Consider the following 12,743-nt stretch of genomic DNA (forward strand, 5'->3'; position numbering starts at 1 on the left):
CGGGCCATGTACTTGCCGTGGATGTCGACGGTGAAGTCGGCGCTGACGACCGTGCCGCCATGGGTGGTCTTGTCGCCCAGGACGATGAATGGGCGCATGCAGTCCTCTCCTGATGGTGTTGTGTGGCCCCAGCGTGCTGCATCATGCGGGGCCCACGGGCAGTTTATGCAGCGTCAACGCACACGCTGTAATGAGTTGTGACACGACGGGGCGCGCTACATCTGTTCCCAGGGCAAGCCGTCGTGCCGCCAGCCGTTCTGCGTGCCGCGGTGCAAGTGCTCGTCGCGATCACCCTCGAAGCCGTGGCGCACGTCGACCACCTCGGTGAAGCCGGCAGCCTCCAGGGCCCGCGCGGCCTCGAGGCTGCGCGGGCCCGAGCGGCAGATCAGCACCACCGGGCGGTGCGGGCTGGCGGTCTCGCGCCGCACGCGCTCGACGAAGCGCGCCTCGTCGATCTCCATCTCGGGGTATTCGTACCAGGGGATGCGCACCGCGCCCGGCGGGTGGCCCACGTACAGGTACTCGATCTCCATGCGCACGTCCACGAAGAGGGCGTCGGGGTGGGCCTGCAGGTGGGCCCAGGCCTGACGGGGGGTGAGGTCTTTCATGGCGTCGGCGACTGGTCGTGGCGGCATTGTCCCGCAGCGCCAAGCCCCCAGGGAGCGCCGGCCCGGCGCCCATGCCTACAATGCGTACATGGACGCCCGACCCTACACCCGCGCCGCCGCGCTGCCGGAGCTGATGCGCCAGCGCATCGTCATCCTCGACGGCGCGATGGGCACCATGATCCAACGTTACAAGCTGAGCGAGGCCGACTACCGCGGCACGCGCTTTGCCGACCATCCCAAGGATCTCAAGGGCAACAACGAACTGTTGGTGTTCACCCGGCCCGATGTGATCAGCCAGATCCATGAAGCCTATCTGGCGGCCGGGGCCGACATCATCGAGACCAACACCTTTGGGGCCACCTCGGTGGCCCAAGAGGACTATGGGCTGGCCTCGCTGGCGCGTGAGATGAACGTGCAAGCGGCCCGCCTGGCGCGCGCGGCCTGCGAGAAATTCGCCACGCCAGACAAACCCCGTTTCGTGGCCGGGGCCTTCGGCCCGACGCCGCGCACGGCCAGCATCAGCCCGGATGTCAATGACCCTGGGGCGCGCAACATCGATTTCGACACCTTGCGTGCGGCCTACTACGAGCAGGCCGAAGGGCTGCTCGAAGGCGGGGCTGACCTCTTTCTGGTGGAAACCATCTTCGACACGCTCAATGCCAAAGCGGCGATCTTTGCGATCGATGAGCTGTTCGAGGCCACGGGCGAGCGCGTGCCGGTGATCATTTCGGGCACCGTCACCGATGCATCGGGGCGCATCCTCTCGGGCCAGACCGTCACGGCCTTTTGGCACTCGGTGCGCCATGCGCGCCCCATCGCCGTGGGCCTGAACTGCGCATTGGGGGCGGCGTTGATGCGTCCGTACCTGGAGGAGCTGGCCAAGGCCGCCGACGACACCTTCATCTCCTGCTACCCCAATGCGGGGCTGCCCAATCCGATGAGCGAGACCGGCTTCGACGAGACCCCCGAGGTCACCAGCGCGCTGATGGAAGACTTCGCGCGTGCCGGGCTGCTCAACATCGCCGGCGGCTGCTGCGGCACCACGCCCGAGCACATCGCGGCGATCGCCCAGCGGGTGGGGCGCTACCAGCCGCGTTGCCAGGCCCAGGGCATGTTCAGCCGCCTGGTGTCGCAGACGGCTTGAGCCTGGCCGCCTCGGCGCTCAGGGGGCCGGCACGCTGATGAGCAGCTCGACCCGGCGGTTGAGCGCCCGCCCTTGGGCGGTGGCATTGTCGGCCACGGGTTCGGTTTTGCCGCGGCCTTCGGCGAGCAAGCGCTCCACCGGCACGCCACGCCCCACCAGGTAATCACGCGCGGCTTCGGCGCGCTCTTTGGACAGGCGGTTGTTCAGTGCGTCCGAGCCGCGCGCGTCGGTGTGCCCGAGGATGAGCACCCGGGCCTCGGGCGCTTCGAGCAAGGCGGCGGCCACCAGGTCCAGGGTCTGCCGGAAGCCCTCGGTCACCGCGGCGCGCCCGGAGACGAAGGAACTGTCGCCGGTGGCGCGCACCAACAGACGGTTGTCGTCGGTGCGCCGCACCTCGACCTTGCCGGTCTGGGCGGCGCCCAACAGACGTTGCGCCAACGCCTCCATCGAGGCCGTCCAGGCATGGCTGTCGATCACCGAGACGGCCGGGGCCGCAACAGGGGCCGGTGGCGGGGCGGGCGCCGCCACGGGGGCCGGCGGCGGTGCTTCGCTCGGCGTGGGCGTGGCGCAGCCGGCGAACCCGGCGAGGGTGACCAGGACTGGCCACAGTCGTTGCAAGCGCATGCTCATGTCTTTTCCTCCTGAGTGGGATGGGTGGGGACGAAGAAAAACCCCGGCCTGGCGCCGGGGCTGGGTTTGGGTGCAGCGGCGATCAACGAGCCTGAGCGGTTTGCTCGCGCTCGGCCACGAAGATCTCCACGCGCCGGTTCTTGGCGCGCCCTTCGGCCGTGTCGTTGCTGGCCACGGGCTCGCGGCTGCCCCGCCCATCGATGCTGATGCGCGAGACGGCCACGCCGCGGGCCACCAGGTAGTCGCGCGTGCTGGCGGCACGCTCGATGGACAAGGGGTTGTTGACCGCATCGGAGCCGGTGCTGTCGGTGTGGCCGATGATGCGGATCTCGGTGGCTGGATGCTCGCGCATGCTCTGGGCGAATTTGTCCAGCACGCTGGCCAGTTGGGGCCGGATGGCCGAACGGCCCACGTCGAAGCCGGCATCGGACGGAATCTGCACGCGGATCTGGTTGTCGGCCGTGCGCTCCACCCCGATGCCTGTGCCGGCGCTGGCCTGCTCCATCTTGGCGCGTTGCTCTTCCATGCGCTTGGACCAAATGTAGCCGCCCAGCGCACCGACGGCCGCACCGGCGGCCGCGCCGGTGGCCGCGCTCTTGCCTTTGTTGCCCCCGGCGGTGGCCAGACCGATCAACGCGCCGGCGGCCGCGCCGATGCCGGCCCCCTTGGCGGTGTTTTGCTGGGTTTCACTCATGTTGGCGCAGCCTGCGGCCCCCAGGGCCAAGGCGCACAGTGCCACGATGCTTCGCTTCATGATCGTTCCTCGGACTGCCAAAGTTCAAATTCCAGCCGAAGCTGGATCGACTGGCAAGGTCATGGCGTTGAAAAATGTAACGACCGCTCGATCCATGAGCCCCCTCGGTTGGAGGGGCTTCGCGTAAAATACGTAACTTCCAAGGAGCGTTGCAGCACCGGTGCCTCTGGCGTCCGTGTGTCAGGCTTGGAATTTTCGTTCGCAACGACGCTCGCCCGCGCCGCCACGGGTGAGCCGTGGCCCCTCGCATGACCGGCCATGACTTCTGCCTCCCTTACTGCCTCCTCTGCTGTGCCGCCGATGCGACTGTCGGGGCTGGAACCCGTGTTGATCGGTGATGGCACGCTGTTCGTCAACATTGGCGAGCGCACCAATGTGACCGGCTCCAAGGCATTTGCGCGCATGATCCTCAACGGTCAGTTCGAAGAGGCCTTGGCCGTGGCACGCCAACAGGTGGAAAACGGCGCGCAAATCATCGACGTCAACATGGACGAGGCCATGCTCGACAGCAAGGCCGCGATGGTGCGCTTCCTCAACCTGATTGCGTCTGAGCCTGAGATTGCGCGCGTGCCGATCATGATCGATTCCTCCAAGTGGGAGGTGATCGAAGCCGGCCTCAAATGCATCCAGGGCAAGGGCATCGTCAATTCCATCTCGCTCAAAGAGGGCGAGGCAGAATTCAAGCGCCAGGCCCGGCTGATCCGGCGCTATGGCGCGGCCACCGTGGTGATGGCCTTCGATGAGCAGGGCCAGGCCGACACCTTCCAGCGCAAGATCGAGATCTGCCAGCGGGCCTATCGCCTCCTGGTGGACGATGTGGGCTTCCCGCCCGAGGACATCATCTTCGACCCCAACATCTTCGCGATTGCCACCGGCATCGAGGAGCACAACAACTACGCGGTCGACTTCATCGAGGCCACGCGTTGGATCAAGCAGCATTTGCCCGGGGCCAAGGTGTCCGGCGGCGTCTCCAACGTGAGCTTTTCCTTCCGCGGCAACGAGCCGGTGCGCGAGGCCATCCACACGGTGTTTCTGTACCACGCGATCCGTGCCGGCATGGACATGGGCATCGTCAACGCCGGGCAGATCGGCGTCTATGACGATCTAGACCCCGAGCTGCGCGAGCGGGTGGAAGACGTGGTGCTCAACCGCCGCCCAGACGCCACTGAGCGGTTGCTGGAGATTGCAGAACAGGTCAAGGGATCGGCCAAGGATGACAGCGCCCGCTTGGCTTGGCGCGCGCTGCCGGTGGAGGAGCGCTTGAGCCATGCGCTGGTGCACGGCATCACCGACTTCATCGTGCAAGACACCGAGGAAGCCTGGCAGAAGATCAAGGCCCAAGGCGGCCGACCGTTGCATGTGATCGAGGGCCCGTTGATGGCCGGCATGAACATCGTGGGCGACTTGTTCGGTGCGGGCAAGATGTTTTTGCCGCAGGTGGTCAAGAGCGCACGCGTGATGAAGCAGGCCGTGGCCCATCTCGTGCCCTACATCGAGGAGGAAAAGCGCCAGCTCGAGGCCGCCGGCGGCGATGTGAAACCCAAAGGAAAAATCGTCATCGCCACCGTCAAGGGCGACGTACACGACATCGGCAAGAACATCGTCGCGGTCGTCCTGCAGTGCAACAACTTCGAGGTGGTCAACATGGGCGTGATGGTGCCCTGCCAGGACATCCTCGCCCGCGCCAAGGTCGAAGGGGCGGACATCATCGGGCTGTCGGGGCTCATCACGCCCAGCTTGGAAGAAATGCAGTACGTGGCCTCGGAGATGCAGCGCGACGAATACTTCCGGGTCAAAAAGATCCCACTGCTCATCGGTGGGGCCACCACCAGCCGCGTGCACACGGCCGTGAAAATTGCCCCGAACTACGAGGGGCCGGTGGTCTACGTGCCCGATGCCTCGCGCAGCGTGAGCGTGTGCTCGGACTTGTTGTCGGACGAGCGCGCGGCGAAGTACCTCGAAGAACTGCGGGCCGACTATGAGCGCGTGCGTCAGCAGCATGCGGGCAAGAAGCAGGCGCCCTTGGTGAGCTTGGCGCAGGCGCGCGCCAACAAGACCCCGATCGATTGGGCCTCGTATATGCCGCCCAAACCCAAGTTCCTGGGCCGGCGCGTGTTTCGCAATTACGATTTGGCCGAGATTGCGCAGTGCATCGACTGGGGTCCGTTTTTCCAGACCTGGGATTTGGCCGGTTCTTTTCCGGCCATCCTCACCGACGAGATCGTGGGCGAATCGGCGCGGCGCGTCTACAGCGACGGGCAGCGCATGCTCAAGCGGCTGATCGAAGGCCGCTGGCTCACTGCGCATGCGGTGATCGGCTTGTATCCGGCCTGTCAGGTCCACGATGACGACATCGTGCTCTATGCCGACGAGGCGCGCACCCAGGTGCTGATGACTTGGTACGGCCTGCGCATGCAAACCGAGCGCCCGGTGGTCGATGGGGTGCGTCGCCCCAACCGCTGTCTGGCCGACTTCGTCTCACCGCTGAACAACGATTACGTGGGCCTGTTCGCGGTGACCGCCGGCATCGGCGTGGAGAAGAAGGAGCGGTACTTCTTGGATGACCACGACGACTACTCGGCCATCATGCTCAAAGCGCTGGCCGATCGGCTGGCCGAGGCGCTGGCCGAGCGCATGCACCAGCGCGTGCGCACCGAGCTGTGGGGCTATGCTCCGGACGAGGCGCTGTCCAACGAAGAGCTGATCGCCGAAAAATACCGTGGCATTCGCCCGGCCCCTGGCTACCCGGCCTGCCCGGACCACAGCGTCAAACGCGACATGTTCCGAGTGCTGGGGGCGCACGAGATCGGGATGGGCCTGACCGACAGCCTGGCCATGACCCCGGCGGCCAGCGTCAGTGGGTTCTACCTGGCGCACCCGCAGGCGGTGTACTTCAATGTGGGCCGGGTGGGGGCCGATCAACTCGATGATTTGGCCCGCCGCAGCGGGCGCGACCGCGCCGAAGTCGAGCGCTTGGCCGGGGCCTGGGTCTGAGTGCGCAGCTCCAGCGGCAGCACGCCTTGCAAATAGGCGTCGATGAGCGCATGAGCGCTGTCCAGTGGCTCCAGCTCGGGCAGGCGTAGCAAGCGCAAGCGCAGCAGGCCACCCAGGAAGCATTTGGTCTCCAAGGCCGCCAGGCGGGGCGTGATGTCCGGGCGCAGCGTGCCTTCCAGACGGGCTTGTTCGTAGGTGCGCTCGAGCTTGCCGATCAGGTCTTGGCTGTGAGCGATCCAGTCGCTCAGATCCTCGCTGCGTTCGCCGACGAATTCGCACTTGAACTCCAGAATCTCCATCACCACCCGCAGCTCGGGGTCATCGATGGAGCCGATCAGCTGACGCAGGAAATTGCGCAGGCGGTTGCGTGCGTCGGCCTCGGGGTCGAGCAGCAGCGTGTAGTCCAGCCGATCGATGAAGGGGATCGAGACTTCATCGAACATGGCGTCGATCAACTCGCCTTTGTTGGCGAAATGCCAGTACACCGCGCCGCGTGTGACGCCCGCTTCCTTGGCGATGTCCTCCAGGCTGGTCATCGACACGCCTTGGGCGTGGAAACACCGCCGTGCGGCGGCCAAGATCGCCCGGCGGGTTTGTTCGGCTTCTTCTTTGGTGCGTCGCGCCATGATAAGCATACATTCGTGAATGTATGTATGATACGGGCTTTCCCGGGGGCGCGAACTCGGGGTTGATCCGCACCGGCGTGCGGTCGATCGAGGGACGCGCCCGGCTCGATCCACCTATCCATGCTCACGCCGACGGCTTCGTGTTCGAAGCCCGGGGCGGCGTGAGTCGATGAGGACTTCATGCGAACGATCGTCGATGACTTCACACGCCGGTTCGCTGCGGGCTCGGTGAGCCGCTGGAGCGCTGTATTGCTGGCTGCGGCGGCGTTGGCGGGCTTGGCGGCCTGCGATGCGGCCAAGACCGCGCCCAGCCCTGCGGCCGGGGCGGCCCTGCCGGTGCAGGTGCGCGTGGTGCAAGAGCAGCAGCTGCCGATCACGTTGGAGGCCGTGGGCCAGGCCGAAGGCTCCAAACAGGTCGAGGTGCGCGCCCGCGTGACCGGGTTGATCGAGCGCCAGCGCTACCAAGAGGGCGAGCCGGTGCGTGCCGGCGCGGTGCTGTATCAGATCGAGCGCGCGCCCTTCGAGATCGCGCTGCAGCAGGCGCGCGCCCAGCTGGCCCAACAGCAAGCGCAGCTGGATCAGGCCCGCCGCGAGTACGAACGACTGCGCCCGCTGGCCGAGGCTCAGGCCATCAGTCGACGCGAGGCCGACAACGCCCAGTCGTCGCTGCAGCTGGCGCAAGCGGCCGTGGCCCTGGCTCAGGCCCAGGTTCGACAGGCCGAGTTGAACCTGTCCTACACCACGGTGACGGCGCCGATCTCGGGCATCAGCGGGCGCTCGCTGAAGTCGGAAGGGGCGTTGGTCAACCCCAGCACCGACAGCCTGCTGACCACGGTCACGCAGACCGATCCGATCTGGGTGCGATTCGCGCTGTCCGAAGCGGAGCTGGCCCGTGTGCGGGCGGCCGGCGGCACGCAAGTGCGGTTGTTGAGCGACCGGGGCGAGTCGCTGCTGGAGCAGGGGCGACTGAACTTTGCCGGCTCCACGGTGGATCCGTCGCTGGGCACGGTGCCGCTGCGGGCCGAGTTTGCCAACCCGCGGCTGCGGGTGCTGCCTGGCCAGTTCGTCAAAGTGCAGGTGGTGGCAGGGCAGGCACGAGGCTTCTTGGTGCCGCAGTCGGCCGTGATGCAAAACGAGCAAGGGCGCATGGTGTGGGTGGTGCGCGAGGGGCAAGCCCAGCCGGCGCCCATCCAGACGGCCGGGTGGTTGGGCAGCGATTGGGTGGTCACCAGCGGGCTGAAGGCCAGCGATCAGGTCATCGTCGAGCATCTGATGAAGCTGCGTCCCGGCGCCCCGGTGGCGCCGCAGCCGGCCGAGCCGCAGCCCGCTGCAGCGCCAGCGGCCGCCGCAGCGGCCTCGACGCAGTGAAGAAAAGGAGGGCGCATGAACTCTCGCTTCTTCATCGAGCGGCCGATATTCGCCGCGGTCTTGTCCATCGTCGTCGTGCTGGCCGGGCTGGTGTCGATGCGCGCTTTGCCGATCGCCCAATATCCGGAGATCGCCCCGCCGACGGTCACCATCAGCGCGTCCTATCCCGGCGCTTCGGCCGAGACGCTGGCCACCACGGTGGCCGCACCCATCGAGGAGCAGCTCTCCGGCATCGAGGGGCTGCAGTACTTCAATTCAAGCGCCTCGTCCAACGGCACGGTGGAAATCACCGCTACCTTCGAAGTCGGTACCGACATCGACAAAGCCACCTTCAATGTCAACAACCGCGTGCAGCTGGCCTCGCCGCGCCTGCCTGACGAGGTGCGCCGCAACGGCGTGGTGGTGGCCAAGCGCTCGAACAATTTTTTGCTCGTCATCGCGTTGAACTCGCCGCAGGGCACGCACGATGAGTTGTTCTTGTCCAACTACGCCACGCTGAACATCCTGGACGAGCTCAAGCGCATTGCGGGCACGGCCGACGTGCAGGTCTTCGGCGCGCGCGACTATTCGATGCGGGTGTGGCTCAATCCGGACCGCATGGCCCAGCTGGGCATCACGCCGGCTGACGTGGCCGCGGCCATCGGCGCACAAAACGCGCAATACGCCGCGGGCAAGATCGGCGCCGAGCCTGCGCCACCGGGGCAAGAGATTGCCTACACGGTGACCGCGCGCGGCCGCCTGCTGCGCCCGGAAGAGTTCGGCGAGATCATCCTGCGCGCCAGCGGCCCCGGCGGCGTGCTGCGCCTCAAAGACGTGGCCCGCGTGGAGCTGGGCGCGCAAAGCTACGACCAGTCCAGCTACGTGGATGGCAAGCCCTCCATTGCCATCGGCGTGTTCCTGCAGTCTGGGGCCAATGCGCTGGACGTGGGCGAAGCCGTCAAGGCCAAGATGGCCGAGCTCAAGCGCGAGCGCTTCCCCACCGATGTGGACTACAGCATTCCCTACGACACCACCTTGTTCGTCTCGGCGTCGATCCACGAGGTGGCCAAGACGGTGATCGAGGCCGCGCTGATCGTGCTGGTGGTGGTGTTCATCTTTTTGCAAACCTGGCGCGCCACGCTCATTCCGATGCTGGCCGTGCCGGTGTCGCTGATCGGCACCTTCGCCGGCCTATGGCTGTTGGGCTTTTCGATCAACACGCTGACGCTGTTTGCGATGGTGCTGGCCATCGGCATCGTGGTCGATGACGCGATCATCGTGATCGAGAACGTCGAGCGGCTGATGCGCGAGGAGAGAATGAGCCCCTTTGCGGCGGCCATCGAGGCCATGCGCGAGGTCTCCGGCGCCGTGGTGGGGATCGTGCTGGTGCTGTGTGCCGTGTTCATCCCGGTGGCCTTCATGGGGGGCATCGCCGGCCAGCTGTACCGCCAGTTCGCCGTGACGGTGGCCATCTCGGTGGTGCTGTCCGGCGTGGTGGCGCTGACGCTGACCCCGGCGTTGTGTGCGTTGTTGCTCAAGCCCCATGAGCATGAGGGCCCCACGCGCGGCGAGCGGTTGTTCGCGCCGTTCAACCGTGGGTTCAACTGGCTCACGGCGCGCTTTCTGAAAGGGGTGGATTGGGCGCTGCGGCGTCGGCTGGCCGCCTTGAGCGGCTTCGTGCTGATGCTCGGCGCGGCGCTGTGGCTGCTGGCGACGGTGCCGGGCAGTTTCGTGCCCGATGAGGATCAAGGCTACATCATCGCCTCGGCGGTGTTGCCCGATGGCGCGACGCTGGCGCGCACCGAACGCACCACCGAGCGGCTGCGCCAAATGAATGCCGACAATCCGGCCATTCGCAACTTCTTCGCGATCAATGGCTTCGACTTCATCGGCGGGGGCGCCAAGGCCAATGCGGCCACCATCTTCATCCCCATGAAGCCTTGGGAAGAGCGCCAGCAAAGTGCGCAAGCGCTGGCGCAGGCGGTCTCGGGCATGGGCTTTGCCTTGCCCGATGGCATTGCCTTCGCGTTCAATCCACCCGCCATCCTGGGGCTGGGGCAGGCCGGCGGCTTCGAGGTCTATGTGCAAGGCCGCACCGAGCCCGATCCTCTGAAGCTGGCGCAGGTCACGCAAGACTTCATGGCCGCGTTGGCCAAGCATCCCGCGCTGACGGGCTTGAACACCTTCTACCGCCCCACGGTGCCGCAGTTGCGCGTGGAGGTCGATCGCGAAAAGGCCCTGGCCTTGGGCGTGCCGGTCAGTGAGGTGTTTGCCGCCTTGCAAGCGCAGATGGGCTCGTACTACGTCAATGACTTCAACCGCCAAGGGCGCACCTATCGCGTCACGATGCAGGCCGATGCGCCCTACCGGGCCAAGCCGGAGGATCTCGGTCGCTTGCACGTGCGCTCACAGACCAGTGGGCAGATGATTCCGCTCAAGGCGCTGATCCGGGTCAGCGACATCGTCGGCCCGGAGCAGGTCGAGCGTTACAACGGCTACATCGCCGCCAAGATCTTCGGCAATGCCGCGCCAGGCTACAGCTCCGGCGAGGCCATCGCCGCGGTCGAACAAGTGGCGCGCGAGCATTTGCCGGCGGGCTATTCGATCGAATGGACCGGCCAGGCGTTCCAGGAAAAGCGCACCGGCAATGCGTCCGTGTTCGCCTTCGGCTTTGCGCTGATCATGGTCTATTTGATCTTGGCCGCCTTGTATGAGCGCTGGGGTGTGCCGATGGCGGTGATGCTGGCCGTGCCCTTTGCCGTCACGGGGGCGCTTTTGCTGGTGTTCTTGCGCGGCATGGAAAACGACATCTACTTCCAGATCGGCCTGGTGGTGTTGATTGGCCTGGCCGCGAAGAACGCGATCCTGATCGCCGAATTCGCCATGCAAGGCATGGAGCGGGGCTTGTCGGCCGTGGCCGCGGCCCGCGAGGCCGCGCGTCTGCGCTTCCGCCCGATCGTGATGACCTCGCTGGCCTTCGGCTTGGGGGTGGTGCCGCTGATGATCGCCACTGGCGCCGGTGCGGCGGCCCGCCAATCGATGGGCACGGGCGTCTTCGGTGGCATGCTGGTGGCCACCTTCGTGGCCCCGATCTTCATTCCGCTGTTCTTCACTTTGCTGGCCCGCAAGCCGCGGCCCCAGCACAGCCATGCGCCAGGCTCGACCGAGGAGGTACCGGTATGACGATGCGCCAACCGTTGCGAACCCTGCGGCTGGGGCCCCTGCTGGGTGCGGCCGTGCTTGGGGCTTGCGCGGCCGTGGGGCCGGATTATCAGCGTCCGGCCGTGAACCTGCCGCCGCAGTATGCCGCGCCTGCCGAGACCTCCCCCGTGGCGCAGGCGCCGTCGGAGGTGTCGCCCCACTGGTGGACCTTGTTTGGCGATGCCACGCTGGACGACTTGATGCAGGCTGCGCGGCGCCACAATACCGACGTGCAAGCGGCCGTGGCCCGGGTCGAGCAAGCCGTGGCGCTGCTGAGCGAGGCCGAGGCGCTGCGCTGGCCCACGCTGGGTCTGCGCGCCAGCGCCACGCGACAACGCAGCAGCGAGCTGTCGGCCACCGGCACGGGGGCGACCTTCAACACCTTCGAGCTTGCCGCCAGCACCGGCTTCGAGATCGATTTCTGGGGGCGGCTGCGTCGGGCTTCGGAGGCCGCCCGCGCGCAGGCCCTGGCCAGCGACCATGCCCGCGAGGTGGTGTGGCAGACCGTCAGCGGCCTGGTGGCCCAAACCTACTTCAGCCTGCGCATGCTCGATGAGCAGATCGCACTCAGCCGCGACACCCTGGCCTCACGCGAGGCCAGCTTGCAGCTGCTGCGCATGCGGCTGCAAGGCGGGGCGGCTGCGCGCTTGGACGTGGATCAAGCCGAGGCCGAGCGTGCCGAAGCGGCTTTGCAGTTGCGTGAGTTGCAGCGCCAGCGCGAGTTGGCGCGTTCACAGCTGGCGCTGCTGAGCGGCCAGCCGGATTTGCAGTTGGCCCCCGGGGCGGTGCGCGACCTGCCGGTGCCGCCGGTGCCGCCGGCCGGTCTGCCCTCGTCCTTGCTGGAGCGCCGGCCCGACGTGCGGCAAGCCGAAGCGCTACTGGCCGCGGCCAATGCCCAGATCGGCGTGGCCCGGGCGGCGATGTATCCCAGCATCACGCTGACGGGCGCCTTCGGCGGGCAAAGCGCCGAGCTGGCCGATCTGCTCAAGGGCGGTGCGCGCATCGGGCTGTTGGGCGTGGGGCTGGATGTGCCGATCTTCGACGCCGGCCGGCGCCGTGCGCAGACGGCTCAGGCCGAAGCGCGTCAGCGCGAGGCCCTGGCGGCCTACCAAGGCGCGGTGCAAGCGGCCTTTCGCGATGTCGCCGACGCCTTGACCAATCTGCAAGCCGCCCGGGCCGCGCAGGCCGATGTGGAGCGTGCCGCGCAGGCCAGCGAGCGGGCGCTGCGCTCCGCGCAGCAGCGGTATGAGGCCGGCTACTCGGCCTATCTGGAGCTGCTCGATGCGCAGCGCAGCGCCAATGCCGCGCGGCTGCGGGTGCTGGACAACCACCGCGCCCAACTGGCCGCGACGGTGGAACTGTTCAAGGCCTTGGGCGGCGGCTGGACGCCGCCCGCATCGCCGCCGCTGGCTCAGGGCTCCTGAACGCGGGCGCGGCCC

9 protein-coding genes and 1 riboswitch are annotated in these 12,743 nt (G+C 67.0%); of the genes, 5 read left to right on the top strand and 4 right to left on the bottom strand.

Going from position 1 to position 12,743, the window contains the following annotated elements; all coding sequences use genetic code 11:
- Positions 1-215 precede the first annotated feature (215 nt).
- Positions 216-608 (bottom strand): rhodanese-like domain-containing protein, encoded by a 393-nt coding sequence (locus tag F615_RS0112440; RefSeq protein WP_019561520.1) that lies wholly within the window; start codon positions 606-608, stop codon positions 216-218.
- Between the two features lie 88 nt (positions 609-696).
- Here F615_RS0112440 and F615_RS0112445 point away from each other — a divergent pair, with 88 nt between their 5' ends.
- Positions 697-1,752: a homocysteine S-methyltransferase family protein gene (locus F615_RS0112445; protein WP_019561521.1), complete on the top strand. Its 1,056-nt coding sequence runs from the start codon at positions 697-699 to the stop codon at positions 1,750-1,752.
- 18 nt (positions 1,753-1,770) lie between these two features.
- Here the strand turns inward: F615_RS0112445 and F615_RS18500 are convergent, their stop codons facing one another.
- Together F615_RS18500 and F615_RS0112455 are read right to left on the bottom strand one after the other, a co-directional pair.
- Positions 1,771-2,382: an OmpA family protein gene (locus F615_RS18500; RefSeq protein ID WP_019561522.1), complete on the bottom strand. Its 612-nt coding sequence runs from the start codon at positions 2,380-2,382 to the stop codon at positions 1,771-1,773.
- Between the two features lie 82 nt (positions 2,383-2,464).
- Positions 2,465-3,136: a YiaD family glycine zipper/OmpA-like lipoprotein gene (locus F615_RS0112455; protein ID WP_019561523.1), complete on the bottom strand. Its 672-nt coding sequence runs from the start codon at positions 3,134-3,136 to the stop codon at positions 2,465-2,467.
- 135 nt (positions 3,137-3,271) lie between these two features.
- Positions 3,272-3,356: riboswitch (S-adenosyl-L-homocysteine riboswitch) on the top strand.
- Between the two features lie 38 nt (positions 3,357-3,394).
- Here F615_RS0112455 and metH point away from each other — a divergent pair.
- A complete protein-coding gene (gene metH, locus F615_RS18505) occupies positions 3,395-6,130 on the top strand; it encodes a methionine synthase (protein ID WP_083932468.1) in 2,736 nt (911 codons plus the stop codon).
- Here the strand turns inward: metH and F615_RS18510 are convergent.
- Entirely contained in the window at positions 6,055-6,756 is a 702-nt protein-coding gene (locus F615_RS18510; protein ID WP_019561525.1) for a TetR family transcriptional regulator, read from the bottom strand. The genes metH and F615_RS18510 overlap by 76 nt on opposite strands.
- Positions 6,757-6,936: 180 nt before the next feature.
- Here F615_RS18510 and F615_RS0112470 point away from each other — a divergent pair, with 180 nt between their 5' ends.
- The 3 genes from F615_RS0112470 to F615_RS18515 are packed head-to-tail and all read left to right on the top strand — an operon-like array spanning position 6,937 to position 12,728.
- Positions 6,937-8,124, top strand: coding sequence for an efflux RND transporter periplasmic adaptor subunit (locus tag F615_RS0112470; RefSeq protein WP_019561526.1), 1,188 nt, complete (start codon positions 6,937-6,939; stop codon positions 8,122-8,124).
- Positions 8,125-8,139: 15 nt separating this feature from the next.
- Positions 8,140-11,286, top strand: coding sequence for an efflux RND transporter permease subunit (locus F615_RS0112475; RefSeq protein WP_019561527.1), 3,147 nt, complete (start codon positions 8,140-8,142; stop codon positions 11,284-11,286).
- Positions 11,283-12,728, top strand: a complete 1,446-nt coding sequence (locus tag F615_RS18515; RefSeq protein WP_019561528.1) for an efflux transporter outer membrane subunit — start codon at positions 11,283-11,285, stop codon at positions 12,726-12,728. The genes F615_RS0112475 and F615_RS18515 overlap by 4 nt, the downstream gene beginning before the upstream one ends.
- Positions 12,729-12,743 lie beyond the last annotated feature (15 nt).

The sequence above is a fragment of the Caldimonas manganoxidans ATCC BAA-369 genome (assembly GCF_000381125.1).
Taxonomy (GTDB): domain Bacteria; phylum Pseudomonadota; class Gammaproteobacteria; order Burkholderiales; family Burkholderiaceae_C; genus Caldimonas; species Caldimonas manganoxidans.